General features: G+C 49.4%; 8 protein-coding genes. All 8 read right to left on the reverse strand.

All coding sequences use genetic code 11. The annotated features are described in order from the left end of the window. Positions 1-60 precede the first annotated feature (60 nt). The 8 genes from J4772_RS24175 to J4772_RS24210 all read right to left on the reverse strand — a co-directional run bounded on the left by J4772_RS24175 (position 61) and on the right by J4772_RS24210 (position 16,698). Positions 61-3,183, reverse strand: coding sequence for an S-layer homology domain-containing protein (locus tag J4772_RS24175; protein WP_209071738.1), 3,123 nt, complete (start codon positions 3,181-3,183; stop codon positions 61-63). A gap of 263 nt (positions 3,184-3,446) precedes the next feature. Beyond that, positions 3,447-4,130 carry a hypothetical protein gene (locus J4772_RS24180; RefSeq protein WP_247740837.1) on the reverse strand — a complete coding sequence of 228 codons (684 nt, stop codon included), beginning with the start codon at positions 4,128-4,130 and terminating at the stop codon, positions 3,447-3,449. Between the two features lie 405 nt (positions 4,131-4,535). Then, complete coding sequence (locus J4772_RS24185) at positions 4,536-5,594, reverse strand: AI-2E family transporter (protein ID WP_209071739.1); 1,059 nt, start codon at positions 5,592-5,594, stop codon at positions 4,536-4,538. Positions 5,595-5,898: 304 nt separating this feature from the next. Further along, the gene (locus J4772_RS24190; RefSeq protein WP_209071740.1) at positions 5,899-10,986 is read right to left on the reverse strand and encodes an S-layer homology domain-containing protein; all 5,088 of its coding nucleotides are present in this window, start codon (positions 10,984-10,986) and stop codon (positions 5,899-5,901) included. A gap of 89 nt (positions 10,987-11,075) precedes the next feature. Then, entirely contained in the window at positions 11,076-12,860 is a 1,785-nt protein-coding gene (locus J4772_RS24195) for a cache domain-containing sensor histidine kinase (protein WP_209071741.1), read from the reverse strand. After that, positions 12,844-14,094, reverse strand: coding sequence for a response regulator transcription factor (locus J4772_RS24200; RefSeq protein WP_209071742.1), 1,251 nt, complete (start codon positions 14,092-14,094; stop codon positions 12,844-12,846). The genes J4772_RS24195 and J4772_RS24200 overlap by 17 nt, the downstream gene beginning before the upstream one ends. Beyond that, entirely contained in the window at positions 14,066-15,172 is a 1,107-nt protein-coding gene (locus J4772_RS24205; protein WP_209071743.1) for a TolB family protein, read from the reverse strand. The genes J4772_RS24200 and J4772_RS24205 overlap by 29 nt, the downstream gene beginning before the upstream one ends. A gap of 77 nt (positions 15,173-15,249) precedes the next feature. Beyond that, complete coding sequence (locus tag J4772_RS24210) at positions 15,250-16,698, reverse strand: ABC transporter substrate-binding protein (RefSeq protein ID WP_209071744.1); 1,449 nt, start codon at positions 16,696-16,698, stop codon at positions 15,250-15,252. Between the last annotated feature and the right edge of the window lie 26 nt (positions 16,699-16,724).

Here is a 16,724-nt window from a genome sequence, read left to right on the forward strand (position 1 = left end):
CGTCGATCGACAAAAAGCCGCTCCTCCATCCATGGGAAGAGCGGCTTTTTATTAGAACTTCTACCTGATCCCGCGCGTAGGAATCGCCGACCTGACAGGCGTAGCGAGACTCTCGTTGCCTTTGTTATCCACTGCCGTAACCTTATAGTAGTGCGTCTGGCCGATAGCGGCAGTCGTATCCGTGAACGCCGTGCCGCCGACCTTGGCGCCAATCGTCACGAATGTGCCGTTCGCAGCGTCCGAGCGCCACACATTGTAGCCTGCCGCGCTGCTGACCGCGCTCCAGCTCAGCACCACCCTCCCGCTGCTCGGCTCGGTATCCGCCTGGAAATTTCCCGGTGCGGCAAGAAGTACCAGATTCGGGTTGATCGGAATGACGACATTCGGGTTGATCGGCGTAATGATATCGCGAATTCCGGTCTTCTCCAGTTTAGCCGCCTGCACCCGGGAATCCTTACTTTCAAAATCCAGGTTATTCACCGCTGTCACCTTGTAGTAGTACGTTCTGCCATTTTCAACCGCTGTGTCTGTGAACGTCGTACCGCTAACTACAGAACCTATCGTTTCATAAACCCCGTCTGATGCATTTGCACGCTTTACATAATAACCTGTCGCGCCCTGCACCTGGCTCCAACTTAGGACAACTTTCCCGCTGTATGGCTCCGCGATGAAGTTGTCGGGAGCAGGAGGTTTAATCAGTTGGATGGACTCCGGTATTTCCCTAATGAGGATATCCGGGTTGATTCGCAAGTCAAGATCCGTCAGCTTACCTTTATCCACCCAGGCCCAGTTGCTCAGACCGCTCTCCCCATTAGAATCTACAGCCGTGACAACGTAGAGATAGCTCTCATTCCATTGGGCGTTCGTATCCGTGAACTTGGCATCCGTCAGGTTCTTAGCAAGTATCATCAAACCGCCATTTACCTTATCGCTTCGCCTCACGTTATACGTAATCCCGTTGTGTTCCATCTGAAGTCCCAGCGGGCCGCCGCTATTGTCCGCAAAACGCATTCCATCCAGACGATCCCATTGGAGCGCAACCCCCGACCCGTCTCTTTTTGCCTTCAGACCGGTAGGCCGCGGCGGCGGTAGATCGACGATCTTAACCGGCAACACCTGGGTTGCTCCCTCGCCATGTTGATTCACAGCAACAACTTGATAATAGTACGTTTTGCCCCTTGCAGTTGAGGTGTCCGTATAAGTGACAGTCTTAACGTTGGAACGCACAGTCTTGAACGGACCTCCCGGAGCGTCCGCACGCTTCACCATGTAGCTCGTTGCATCCTTGGCGGCACTCCAATTTAGCTGAACGTTGATGCGATCGGTGATCGTTATGGCCAACTGCGGCGGATAAAAGATTTCACGTATGAGCTGAGCCTTCAAATTCCCTGGCGCCGGCGGCGGAGGACAGAGCAGCTCATGTTCAAATAACGGATAGTTTAAGTTGATCAATGTTTTACTGAGTTTCCCTTTGGCTACCCACACATCATAACCTGCGATCACATCCAGCTTGAGAAAGGCGTCCACCCGAATTTCATCGCATCGCCCTTGTTCATAATAGCGATAGAAGCCTGCCTTGATTCCCGGATACAGCTCGAGACCGGCATAAGCAATATCTAATAGGGTCAGCGTCAATTGCACATCCGGACCTGCGGCAAGACTGGCATTCAACTTGGAATTCACATCAAGCGTTGCCGTGTTCGTCGTCTTGTTGATCGGTTGGAAGCCTTTGCTCGACGATAAGGAGAAGCCTTGCTCCAGATGAAAGCGATCTTCGAATTTGATTTCGAGCGAAGCTTTGAAGTCAGGCTCAATCTTCAAAAAGAGCTGCCCTTTAATAAACACGCCCGTAAAGACAGGTACATAGTACGGAGTCGTCAAAGGAATGTACACGGGCTTGGTTATCGCTTTGTTCGCTCTTACATTCACGTTCGTTGTAACGTCCCCGGTTAATACCAATTTTGCATAGAAATCCAGATCCACATCAAACCAATCTACATCCACATCAAGTCCGATATCCGCATCGACGCCCAAGTTGCAAAAGTTCATCCGCGCATCCATGGCAAATCCATCGTATTTCACATTATCCATCTTGATCATGAAGCAGGGCAGCTTCAGCGCCACATCCTGTGCGGAAGCAAGCTTCGCGGTTGAATCCGGTACGTTCGTAATAATTTGAATCGAAGGATCAGCCGGGGTAAGCAGCTTCGGATCAATCGCCTCGGTCGTATGCACATCCAGCTTGGAGAAAACCTCTCGAACTTTGGGCACGGACGTTGTCACGACTAGCTCGCCATCCTCCTTGCGAACGGACACGACCTTCTTCGCAATACCGCCGAAAAATTCATCATTCGGAGGCAGGACGAACACATCGCCAACGTTCAATATCAAATCCGGATCGTGGATGACCCATGTATTGTCATCTTTTCTCGCATACTTTTTGCTTTTGCTCATCTTCACTTCCGGCAAGTATTCGACGATTTTACGCGTATCTCCCGAGTTCGACGATGACGATGACGCTGACGGTTGCTCCGGTGAATAATGAAGCGCGCGCACAGCCATAGTCGCCGCTTCCGCCCGCGTAGATTTGTTACCGCCTTTGAACGTGCCATCCGGGTAGCCTCTAATAATTCCCGTTCGCAGCGCGGCTTCGATCAGGTCGCGATGGCTCTTGAGCTCTCCCTGATCCTTCAATTCGCCGAGCATCTTCTCTTCCGTCTGCGGCGCAAGCTGGAGCGCTCTCACAATCCAGATCGCCATCTCGCGACGCGTAATCGGCAGGCTCGGCTTGAAGCCGTCCGAGTATTCCTCGACAATCAGAATGCCCTGCTTTACCCCCGCAGCAATGTAAGGGGCAGACCAACGTTTCTGCTCCACATCGCGAAACGGAACCTCCCTGGGACCCGTCGGAAGCTTTCTTAAATCAACGAGTATTTTCAGAAACTGTTCCCGCGTTACATCGCCATTCGGCCGAAAGGTTCCATCCTCGAAGCCCGAAACCATGCTTTGTGCCGCAAGCTCCATAATATCTTTGTACGCCCAATGAGACTGAATGTCCTTGAACGTAACGGTTTGAACTTTACCCTGGCTGTCGTTTACCGCAGCTTCGGCAACATATGGTGGGAACATGCTGAACAGCATCAGGAAAATAGACGCCCAGAGGATAACTTTATTGAATCTCACTCTCCGCAAGTCTCTCACCCTTCCCGGTCATGATCAATATTAAGATATCATTGTCGGGAAGGGTGACGATACTATCCGAAAGTCGTAATTCAGTAGTAGTGTTGGACTCCGTGATTCCGATTATTGCTCGAAATATCGTACAAAACCGGCGACTTCTCCCCCCGAACGCTGCTTCCTGTACGATTTATTGTACAAAAAAGCTCAAGACACTCGCTTTATCCGATCTTTTGTACGACATTCAGTACAAAATCAATCACGCTACCCTAAACCAAGTCCGGACTCTGTGTTGAACCCAAATATTCGTACCGATAGATTTTACCTGAGGTTCCTGACGGTATCGCCCGAAACTTCCCTTTATCTACAAGACTGCGGCAATACTTGATGACGGTTTCCTTAGTTAATTCGAGCTCTCGCGCAGCTTTCGAAGGAAGAACCGCTCGCTGGTGACGAATAGCTAGGCGCATCAGTTGTCGCTCTATTTTGCCGTAATTATTCGTATCTCTTCCCTGCACAGTAGCTGCCGCTAAATAAGGCGCCAATATACTTCGTAGCATGGCCAATACAAATTTCGGATTCTCCTTCAATTCATCCAAAGAAATCTCGACATAATGGAATCCTTGCGATTGCAAAAACAGAGCGCGATTCAAGTCCATACGATACTTGGTCCGATCTGTGCCATGCGTGCCATAATCCATAATCTCGAAAACAAAATATTGTCCGCCTACGACCCACATTAAATCTACAAAGTAAGATCTCCCTCGCCAATCTCCAACCTCGTATTCCGGATGCAAACCATTAAAATGTCCCATAAGCAACCACCAGATTTTTTCCACAAACAACTGGTTTCCAAATCCGTGTCCTCTTCTAAGCGCATCTTTCCGCTCGCCATGGCGCTTGGACAAATGCTTCTGTAACCACTTTTCATGCTCAACTTCAAAACTCAACATTACTCCCCCCCTTATCGGTCGATTAAAATAGAAAAGCCCCGTTTTCCCTCCATAACGGAAGGAATAACGGGGCGTGCTTCGCCACTATGCATTACCTGTGACGTTATTGTATGCCAGACCTGGACAATTTGGCAACCTTAACTTTTCCAATTGCAGGATTTGTACGGTTTTTCGTACAACGGTAAAGACTTTTGGCCTCGAATTCCGATTATTGCTCGAAATATCGTACAAAACCGGCGACTTCTCCCCCCGAACGCTGCTTCCTGTACGATTTATTGTACAAAAGGTCTATTCCACTCGCTTCATTACGCAGTTCAAACCGGCGTTTCCTGATGCGTTGTCACTGCTTTCATCCAATGCAGAGGTTCCCTCATCCAGCATAGCACTAAGGTATCGGGACATATGCTACTTGGAGCTCGAGCCCTCTCCCGGAAGCTGTGCCGCTTCCTTTTCTGATACTTCACTGTTGCTTTGATCAACTTCAAAAATATCAAGCAGGAACATAAAGATCGGAATCCCGATAATAAGTCCCCAGATCCCCATGAAATGCTGGGAGAAGATAAGAATAATAAAGGTGTAGAACATCGGCAGCTTTGTTTTATGAGCGTACAACTTAGGATTTAAGAAGTAGGTCTCCACTGCATGAATAAGCAAAATCATGACAATCGCCCAAATAACCGTTGAGGTACCGCCTATTTGGTAACCGATAATACTGATCGGAATGAAGGAAATAATCACACCGACTACCGGCACAAGGCTCAGTAAAAATACCATAATCATTAGAGCGAACAAATACGGGTAGCCCATAATCCACAGCCCGACAATCGTTAGAACCGTGTTGAATACGGCAATCATCAGTTGAACCTCAATCACTTTGCCGAAGGAAGAGGTGAATTTTTGGCCAAAGTATTTAAACTCATTGTAGGCCCAACTGATTTTGCTTTTGCTCAACTTTTCCGTAAAATTATTGACGGTATGCTTCTGGATTAAATAGAAGTAGCTCAATACGATAACAAATACAATAACCTCTGCCCATTTGCCAATCTTCAAAATATAGTTTAAGGCATGGCCCCCGTATTGCTCTAATTCCAGCTTGCCAAGCGTGGTGGAGACCAGCTCAGCCATTTCATCCGATTGAGGTGTATTTATGAATTTAATAATGGAAAAATATAAATCGGAAATTTGACTAATAAGCTTTGGAATATAATTTACAATTCCATATACGAGTCCAAATATTAATGCGGCATATAATATCGTATTAACGACATTAGGCGATATAGGAAACAACTTGGATATTTTCTTCGTAATGAAGCCCTCCAGGCGTCCCATGACGAAGGTAACAAGAAACAGCAGCAACAGTAAATTGAGCATGTCTCTTAAGCTGTACAGCAACAAAACGACAAGTAAAAGAAACAGGATTCTTCGTACTATACTGTTGGCAAAAAACTCCCGCAAAAAATTCATACGCTTCCCTCAATTAATTATATTTTTAGTAGCCATTGGCAGCCTAACAAAACTTCGGTTCAAGTTATTATATATGAAAAATTTCCGTATTCAAAACTGTCCGCACTAAACTGCATTCCAATTGTTAGACATTGGCTAACAGCTGGAGGGGCGTTTTTTTTTCCTCTTTCGTCCCCTTTCACTTCCTGCAATTGAATAAAGCCGCTCCCGACAACGTCTGCCAACGTCGTCGATAGCGGCTATTCTCAAATCCGATGCTAGCTGGATCAGGTCCGATTCCTTCAATCCTTATGCGAAATCCGTACTAGTCGGCTATACGAGCTACTAACCGTTCTACTATTGCCGCAGCCTCTGCACGGGTAACAACTCCTGAAGCAGCGAAGCGATTGTCGCCGCGACCTTGCAGTAGGCCCCCCTCGACTGCCGCCGAGATATAGCTCTTGGCCCATGGCGGTATGCTGTCATCATCCGCAAATCCGGTATTTTCGCGACCTCCGACAGACAATTTTGCCGCTTTCGCTAACACGGCTGCCATCTCGGCACGCGAGATTCCTGCAGTCGGACGGAAGCTGCCATCCGCATAGCCCGTGAGCCACCCGGCTTGAACGGCTTTGACTATACTGGACTTCGCCCATACTCCAATGCTCGCTTGATCGATAAAGCTGATCGCCTCCCCATGGCCTTGCGGCTGCAGCGCTCTATCCAGCATCGCAATAAGCTCTTGGCGACTGACCGATTGATCGGGTCGGAAGGTCTGATCGGAATATCCTTGTATAATTCCGAGCTGTACGGCCCGTTTGATCTCAGCCTGCGCCCAGTGCCCCTGTACATCGGCAAACTCCGGCATTATCGGCTGATTCGGCTCAGTCCCTTCCCTTTCTCCGTCGACAGCCAATACAGCGTATAGGCCAAGCTGCTCCAGTTCAGTTGAAATGAGGCCGTCCTTTACTGTGCCGCCTACCTGTATCCACTGCTTTTTCTCGTTATCCAAGCGCCAAATTGCCGCAGTCTGGCCCTTACCCAGCTTCTCCGAATCAAAGGCGAAGCTGACGACCCCCGGCTTCTGCAGTTGAACGAGCGGCTTGCTGCTTAATTCAAAAACGGGACTCAACGACTTCAGCGTCGCATCGGCCTTCCCTTCGGTTATCGTCAGCTGCGTTCCTGTTTTCGTTGAACCTGAGGGAAGTACAAGCTGAATCCGATTTCCCAAGCTAATCTTACCCGACTCGCCTGCAGGCAAATACAGTTCGCCTGTCGTGGAAATGTAGGCGCCCGCCGCAGAACCTCCAGTTGATGCAGGCGGATTATTAGTTGCCTTAGCTTCAATGGAAATCGTCACTACAGCTGTATGGGAATATTCATAACCGTCGTTGACGCGGAAGGTGAACGTATCCTCCCCGGATGCCGAAGCATTCGGCCTGTATTCGAATTCGCCCGTCAGGCTATCTATCATCGTCACGCTTCCTTGCGCGGCAGCATCTATGATCTCATAACGAAGAGTCGTGCCTTCATCATGCTCCGCTTGTAGGAATCCTTGAAGAACAGTACCTGCTACAGTTTGATAGGACGCCGATTGGGCAATCGGAGCCGTCCACGTCGCTTCATCGGCCATCCACTGCATCGTTCTGTACAAGCTTGGTTTTTTCTCAAGCCCGATGCCGGATGCCCACTCGATCCAGCCTTTTCTGCCGCTGCCGTCATTGTCATTAACCAGCAAAGAAAAATGGATACCGTCAGGCTGTTTATACTGAATTGGAGCAAGCTCGGACCATGGCAGCGCCAGTTCATACACCGTCAGCTTCTGCTCCTCCTCGCGCGTAATCTGTAATTGCCCGTTGGATACCGGCCCTCTCACTACCCCTGTCGGAGCATTCCAGCGATAGATTTGCGGCCCATTCGCCGTATCGGATACGCCGTACTCATACCATTCCGAAGCGCTTCCCGGTACGCCTTGTGCAATAGCAAATTGAATGCTGTCGTTTTTCCAAATATCCGCCCCTGCTGCCTGATAAGCATGCACATCATCCGTCACTTTTGCAGTTAAATAGAGATGATCCCGATCGAAATGAAACCAGAATTGCCCATCCAGATCCGTCGATCCCTTATAATCCGTCATTTTGACTGTGCCATTAGACAAATGAATAGTTGGCACGCCAGCCACTATACCTTCATCCGGTTTGCCGTCGACTTCAACGGTGCGTATGTGGATAGGGTTGAAATCAAAATTGCCTTGATATTCATAAGGCTCCGCCTCTTCGAAAATAACCTTCATCTGGACAGGGTAGCTTACCTCCCTATTCAGATTCTCTAACTCAATTTCTACGACAGCGGTGCTGTCCGGCGGGATCTGAACCCTGTCGCCCTGCAATCCTTGCTGGCTCCCGAGCTTCCATTCAACCCCGTTAATAACTAACGGCTTCTGCTTGGAGAAATTTTTAATTTGCAGCGCGACCGCTTTATTCTCCAAGTTAGCGGCCTTCAAAACGGGATAAACCTTTACCTCATAGGGGTGAAGAGATTGCGCGACATATTGCAGCTTGCCTATTCTTTGGCCCCCGTCCAGCAGGAAGCCCGTCAGAATCCGAGAACCGCTCTTCATAATTGCCGATTGCTGCAGCAGCATTACCTTAGACTGGCCGCTTGCCGCCTCCAACTCATAGCGATTCCCTTCAAATTCAAAGCCGACTTTAGCGGGAGCTGCGCCCGCATTGTTCATCTGCAGCGTTAAGGCAACCGGTTCCCCGGCAACTACAGAATCGCCATAGATAGAAAACATAGACGATTCGGCAATCCCCCGAATCGAGCCTTTAATATAATGAGGCTCGCCGGACAACGTTAAAAACACTTTTCCCTGGTAAGGCGAATAGGTCTCGGTATTGCCCATCATATCCGTAATTTGAATGGGAACGTCCGTATCGATTGCTGCCTGAAGCGGTTCATTGGACCAGACGACGCGCAGCTCTTCTCCGGACTTATTGAATTTATAGCTGAAAATATCGGTTCCGGCATATTCCTGTTCTACAAAATCCGCACCGATTAATTGTCTTGTCATCGTCGCATAGGAGGCATAAGACGGCTTTGGCGTAAATGCCCCTTTCTCATCCGCCCGATTGCGAAGCAGGCCAAGGTGATGCTCATAATAGTCCTCTTGCATGCCGTCATTCATGAGATCGTACCAGAATACCTTTTCTACGCCTTCCGCAAGAGCTTGCACATAAGTGCGGACGACATAATTCGCTTGCGAATTTTCCGGAATGCCTATGCTTGCTTTGGTCGGCCAGCCAATCTCCGTATACCATATGGGAATTTCCCGACCATTATTGTATTGGCGCATAAGCTCCTGCGTGCTGCGCACAGCTTGAACCATTCCATCCGGCGGACGTTGACTCTGATAAGGATGGATCGACATCGCATCCATATAGTTCAAGCCGCCCAGCTTAAACACTTCTTCAATCCAATCTAGAGGCGTTCCCGCTGTCGCCATACCGACTACCGTCACATCCGGATTGGCCGCCTTTATTTTCTCGTAAGTCGTTTTAAGCAGTTCATAATAGCTATCCGGTCTTGAGCCGGCAATGCCGTTGCCTCTGGAGCCAAAGCTGCCGTTAAATTCATTGTACACTTCGATAGATTTAATCCGATCGCCGTACAAATCCAAGAGAGCAACGCCGTAGTCGGCAAAGCCTTCGCGGCCTTCAGCCGTGTATGGCGTACTGTTCTGATCATAGAAAGGATTCGTATAATTCAATATAATAAACGGATTCAAATCATCCTCTTGCGTTCGCTTCATAAATGCATCCCGATTGGCCGGCTTGCGATATTTTCCCTGCTCGTACTCGAGCGACTCCCACGTGATCTCATCTCGGAAGCTTTTCGCCCCTGCGCGCCGAATCAGCTTGCTTAGCTCCGTGCTCCAGCCTTCCTTCGCCCATGCCAGATGCGTGGAAATGCCAAAAGGCGAATCCTCCGCCAACGTCGGGTCCTCCGCGGACAAACGCGCCAGAGACAGTTCCGTCTCGGCAATCGTTTGTCCATCCTTCTCCGCGTCGATCGTGACGGTATAATAGCCATAGCTCTGAAGCGGAATCGTCAAATCCAGCAAATGATTAGCAACGGTCTCGCTGCCGTCCAGCACCTTCTGCTCCAGATGATCGTATACGCTCCACTGAACGGTCGTCCCCTGTGTCGCGATCTGCAAGGCTACCGGCTCATAATCCAGATAAATATTGCCCAACTGCTTCTGTTGGACAGTCAGCTCTGGAAATTCAGAAGTCATCTCGACTTGATCCAGCCAAATATCCCCGCTCAACTTGCCGCCTATTAAGCTGGGCTGATCCATTAGCACCTCGACGCGCTGCACCGGATCATGCCACTTCTGATCGTTCGCGCCGCCGAAGGAGAAGTAATCCTTGCCTCCGTTGAATTTCAATAGTTCCACCTTGGACCATTGTCCGTTTGGCGTAAGGGGGACCTTCTGTTGATGCACCTGGCCTGAGCCGTCCTTAATACGCAGCGTTACCCACTGTGCATCCGACGTTTTAGCCCAAAACTCCAGCTTCTTCATAGAAACCGGCGGCAGGTCTCTCCCGAGCGAAAGGTATTTGCCTCCATTGCTGAAATTGCCGGAAAGCTTGCCGGAATAGGCGCCGGACTTGACCTCCGCAGTATCGCGAATGAAATCGCCGCTCGCCCCCGGAAACTCCATGCCAAAGGCAAGCTCCCATAAATCGATTGCCTGCTCGAAGCTTCCGATCTCGGTCTTCCATAGCTCCTGTTGCGGAACGGCCATAGCCTTAATCTCATCGATCCACACGGTGCCGCTCGTTTTCCCTCCCGTTAAACGAGATTTCTCCAAAAGAAACTCGATCCGGTCCGCAGGACCGTTCCAGACGCCCGGGGTTCCCGAGCCGAAGGACAGATAGCCTAAGCCGCGATCAAATGCCGTTACTTCGACCTTCTGCCAATCTTCCGTAGCTTGCAGTTCGATCGTCTGCTGATGGACTTGCCCCTTAGCGTCCCTTAAGCGGATCGTTATTTTATTAATATCCGAAGTTTTGATTTGAAAGGAAAAGCTCTTCATGTCTATGGGGATAAAGCTTCTCCCAAGAACGACAAATTTGCCTCCCGTGTCGAAATTGCCGATTAGCCGACCGGAGAAAGTACCTGTAAACGAAGCCGTCTCGTCCCTGGAATAGCCCCCTTGTGCGCCTACCCCATCGCCTAGTCCGAATTGCCATACCTCCTCCTCGCTCTCAAAATCGCTAATCAAGGTCTCTTCGAGCTGCTCGGACGCATATGCGGTCGCTCCCGATACGAATAGAAGTTTTGGCGTTGGAAACGCACATAGCAGAAATACGATCAGAGTGCTTGCTATCCACCTGTTTGCCATCATTTCATTCACACCCTCTCGTTTATTTTACCCCCCTTATTGTAAGCGCTAACTTTTTTCCTACCGATGATGACTTCTCCGCATTCTATGATCTATTCTCCGAACCTTCTGGGCAATCTTATGAGCGCCCTTAATCCGCCTTCCTCTCGCAGCTCATAGGATAAACCGTACGATAAGCCGAATCTCAATTGAATTCGCTTATTCACATTGCGAATGCCAAAGCCTTGGTCCGGATCGGCCTTGCCGGTTAGAATATCGCTCAGCTTCGACAAGTTCACAGATCGAAAGCCATTGTCCTCCACCGTAATTCGCACCTCGTCGGCAGCCTCTTTAATCCGAATGCAGACTTCCCCTTCTCCATCCATTTTGCCAATGCCGTGCAAGATGCTGTTTTCCACCAGCGGCTGAATTATTACTTTGGGCAGCAAACAATTTTCGACAGCGGGATCGACCTCCAGTCGAAACTGAAAGGAATGCTCGTATCTCTTTTCCTGCAAATGCAAGTATGCCTCTACATGCTCCCGCTCCTCGCGAATATGAATCAATTCCTTGCCGCGGCTTAACCCAATCCGCAGGACGGTAGACAAATCCCTTACCATCTCGGCTACCTCCGGCACTCCGCCTCGAATGCCGTACCAATATACGGAGTCCAACGTGTTGTACAGCAAATGCGGGGTTATTTGCGAATGAAGCAGAATCAGCTCCGATTCTTTTTGTTTGATCTCCATCACATATTTTTCTTTCACCAATTGATTCAAGCGTTCTGTCATGGCAAAGAAGGAGCTGTAGAACAAACCGATTTCATCCTTGCGCTCCCCCTCCTTGAATCTGGCCATCTTTTTGCCCGGCTCATACATGCGAGTGAAGGCGGCAAGCCGAGCCATTGGACGAACAATCGATTTACTGAAATAAAAAATAAACAGCAAAATGACCGCGAAATAGCACAGCGCCGTAATTTTAATAATGTCCTGCACAGCTGTATGCGAACCCAGTACCGATTTTAACGGAATTTCGTACACGAGTCGGTTCATGTACATTGGACTATCATGATAAACGTACATCGAGTCGTTCGTCATCCATACATTGGGCCGAAGTTCCTCTCCTTGCTCGGGAAAAGCAAAGCTGCGAAATTCGGAGTTCCCCCCTGCCAGCACCACTCCGTCTTGATCGACCAGGAACTTCCGCGACTGCTCGGGAAGATTGATCGCGTTAAGCGCTTCTTGAATAACCGTCTCAATTCCTGTGGCCACAAGGACATTCCGGGTTCTCTTGCCAGTGGTCAAGTCCGATACCGCCCTTAAATAAGCAAAGGTCTGCTTGGGAGAGATAGCAAAACCAAGCTGATTAATCGGCTGAACAATTCCCGCCCCGCCGGCGTTCAGGGCATTATCCAGCCACTTTCCGCCTTCCCGATCTAAAAAGAACACGCCTGAATCCGAAATATCGGGAGGCGGAACAAAATAATAATCCGCCGCGTCATGCTCCAATAGAAATAAAGAATACTTTTCTTTGACCGAATAATTCGCCAGCAAGTTCTCCGTAGCTACATATTGCTTAACGCGCTGCCTTTCCGAAATTGGACGAGGCGTATTCCATTGTTGAATCAGGCTTGAGCTCATCATGTTTACGATGTTCTGATCTATGGCATCCATCACCCGATCGATGGTCGCGTGATTCTGGATATTCAGTTCCACCAGCGCATTGCTTACCTGCTGTTTAATCGCTAGAGTAGCCTGATTGGAGGCCACCCAAAAAATAAGGAGCGCGGGGAGCAAAATAAATACGAGAACGAATAGAATCCCCTTCCCCGTCAGGGTCATCGATTTAGATTTTAATTTGCCCAACACATCCAACACCCCATTATCCGCGGACCGCATTCGGACTTTCTCCGTAATAACGTTTGAAGACTCTGCTGAAATGCTCGGGGGATTCGTACCCGACCTCGTCTGCGATTTCGTATCTTTTCTTCGATGTATTCAGCAGCAAATGTTTGGCCTCTTCCATTCGCAAGCGGGTGACGTATTCCCACACGGTCTCGTTGGCAATGCGTTTAAACAAAAAGCTCAAATAGTTCGGGCTTAGATAGACATGATCTGCAATATCCTGGATCTTCAATTCTTGATTCCGGAATTCCGCTCTTATATAAGCAATGGTTTGCTGTACGATCGCACGGTCATGATCGATCATCGAGGGGGACCATTTCGTCGCTTCGGAGGCCTTGCGATAGCTATCCGGAAGAGCCTGCAGCCCCATTTGAATCGGACTGATCCCCACAATGGCTTCCATATTCAAGTACTGCCCGATATTTTGAACGATGGTTTTGCCAACCATGTTCAGCTTTGAAATATTGTCCGCTTTGTTGGTCTCATAGTCATCCCATTCCAGCTGCAGAATCGTTACCACTTTATTGCCATAACTGTAAAATGAAATCGCATCCCAATTCGTTAGCGTTTCTTCAATGATATTGACTGCCGCATACTTCAATAAATTGCGATCGCGCAGCAGCATAATCGCTTCTCCTTCGATGCCCGCTCTTTCCCATTGCAGCTCTGTTACGAATACGGAGTAATACGGCCCGCTTAACGTAACGTCAATCTGCTCGCAAATAAATCGATAATCATCCGCATGCGCGAGCGAGCCCGAGATCATCTCATTCAAAAAATAAGTACGCAGGGAAGACACGCCGGTCATCGAAAACTTCAGCTTAAGCGAGTCCTCCGCTCGCAGCTTGTATTTTTCCGATCGTCTCGTTAGCTCCTTATTCACAACTTCTATCAGTTGACTCAGCAATACCGGTTTAATCAAATAATCGCGCGCTCCAAGACGAATACATTTCTGCGCGTAATCAAACTCGTCATGCGCGGAGATAACGACGACGGGCACATCCGGATTTTCCGATAAAATAGATTCCATCAGCACAATTCCGTTCATCCCGTCCATCTGAATATCGGTTAGCACTAAATCCACATTTTCCATCCGCAAATAATCAAGCGCTTCATAGCCGTTGGATGCCGTTAACACTTGCTCAATAGGCAGGTCGGACTTCTCTAGAAATTCTCTGATACCCTGACAAACGATCGCTTCATCGTCTACAACCAGGATCGTATGCATGCTGTTCCTCCCTATGTGATGGAGCTAGCTCCATAATTCCGACACGTAAATCACGGTGTTCATCTGCGAAGGTAAAGACGATTTTACGACTGTCGGGACTGAAGGACGGATGCGGATGGCCCGGATGGCGGTTCCAGCGGTTGACGCGGCAGAGCAGCCGCGACTTGCGCGTTGCAAGATCGACAAGCACAATCTCGCTGCCCTCCCCCTCATCAAGCAGCGTATCCGCGACCACGTAACGACCGTCCGGGCTCGGACAAGCATGCCAATAGCGATGTTCCCCGTTAATGAATTCAACCGAACGGCCGTCGCGACTTACGCGGCAAATGCCTACGGGCGCCGTTGGGCTATGCGAATATTTCACAAAATAAAGCCACTCGCCGTCATAGGACCACATCTCATGTCCGACATATTCGCCGTTCTCTCCTCCAGGCAGCCTCCGCTGCTCATAGAGATTGCAAGCTTCGCCGGTCTCTGTAGCAACAGACCAAATACGGTCGACAATGTGCTCGGTATTGCCCTCGTGGGCATAAAACAGCTGCTCCGGATAAACAGGGTTAATCATCGCATGATTAGCGATAGTATAAGGCTTTGCAAAATCCGGGCATATAACGGTTTGAACCTCCCCCGTCGCCGTATCTACCGTACCGATCGCATACCTCCCCGCTTCTTCCCAATAAACCCCGAGGCGTTTACCCTCGTTCGTAATCGATAGCGGCTCAAGAAAGGGGCACCCCTTCGGTTGCTTCGCGATAAGCTGTCGCACACCCGTCCTCAAATCCAGCGCCATAAGCTCTGCACCTGTACTGTAGCAGAAAACGTCGTTAGCCGACACTAATCCGTTATAGCATAGCATGTCTTCCTGGATCACTCTTGCAGAGCCGGTCGCGGAATCGATTTCCATTATCTTACCGGCCATAGTCGCAGGATCCACATCCGCTCCGATCAGGATAAAGCGGCTATCTGCACGCCAGGACATCACGGTAAAATAGGAATGAACCGTGTTGCTGCCCTTCCGTCCAAACCCGGTATAGACAAGTCCCGTTTCCAAGTCCGTTACTTCGCGTATTTCCAGCATACCTTTCCGCCCTCCGCAACAAATAGCAAAGCTATCTCCCTGCAGAACGTTCCTGCAAGAGAGATAGCTGCTGTTGCTTATTTTTGAATGGTCACCTTGGAAAGCACTTCATTATCGAAGTTTGCGGCGGCCTCGTCCAGCAAAGCTTTTACATCCGCCTTCTCATTCGTGAACACTTCTTGCATCACGTTCGTAATCGCTCCGTAAAACTCCTGCCCGTTATACGCCGGCTCGGGAATGCCGACCATGGCTTCAATGACCTTAGGGTCGAGCTTGTATACGTTGTCCGGATACTCGTTAAGCAGAGCTTCAAACTTTTGGCCGAATTCGGAATCGGCTTTGTAGTAGTAAGCGGCACTGCCGTACGCTTTAATCTGGCCTTTGGCTTTGCGGTCCTCCAGCACTGTTTTTAACACATCGATTTCGCTGTCCTTGAACATATCGAAGGTGATGAAGTCAAAAGCGGCCTGCTGCACTTCTAACGATTCTTGCGGATTTACGATCATATAATTGCCGCCCAGCACCCCAACATGCGGGCCGCCTTGTTCCATCGACGGCATAGGAAGAATCATCAGATCCTCTTTGTTCATGCCGCCGTTATTGACGGCATCCTCGATTTGCCCGCTTTCGCCAAGCACGATTGCCGCGCGTCCTTGCTTGAACAAGTTGTATACATCGCCATAATTTAACGCCCAGTTTTGCGGCAATGCATTGCCTTCCCATCTCAGCTTTTTCATAAACGTCATCGCTTTCACGCCTGCGTCGGAGTTAAACGTGGACACAACCTTATCGGCTTGCACCTCCTGCGCAGCGCCGCCCGCTTGATACAGAAAGTTCGTCCAGTTCCATCCGCCCTCGTTCCCTTTGGCCATGATCGCGAAGCCGGCAATTCCTTTGGCCGGATCGGCGGTCGCTTTCGCCGCCTCATAGAACTCGTCCCATGTCCAATCCAAGGAAGGAATAGGCACATTCTTCTCTTCAAACAGCTTCTTGTTAATGATGATGGAGGAAATGTAGGCATTTTTAGGAACTGCATATAACTTGCCGTCCACCGTAAACTGCGAGGTCAGCTTTTCATTAAAGTCATTGGCAAACTCGTATTTCTCCAGGAACGGATTCAAATCTGCCGCCCACCCATGACCAACTAGCGTACCGCCTTCCGTAGCCGGGACATAGAAGCCGGATGGTGCTTGGTGAGCCGCCATTTTGATGCCGATCTCGTCGGACTTGTACCACCAGTCGTTTTTAACCATTTTGACATGGGGATATTTCTCGCCAAAGCGTTTCATTTTATCCTCGTAGATCGGAATTTCCACTACATTATCGGACTTCGGAAATTGAACCGTCAGCGTAATCTCGTCTTTCTCCTTCTCGACAACCGGCGACGGGCTCGCGCTCGCGGAAGATTGCGTGGGTTGCCCCTCATTGCCATTCGTTCCTTTGTCGTTATTGCCGCCGCAAGCAGAGATCACTGTCATCATAGCGGCAATAGCCAGTATGCCCATTGCCTTTGCATTCTTTCTCACTTTCCTTGCCCCTTCCTCTATGCTTT

Origin of the sequence: Cohnella sp. LGH, from assembly GCF_017671885.1 — a bacterium.
Classification (GTDB): Bacteria; Bacillota; Bacilli; order Paenibacillales; family Paenibacillaceae; genus Cohnella; species Cohnella phaseoli.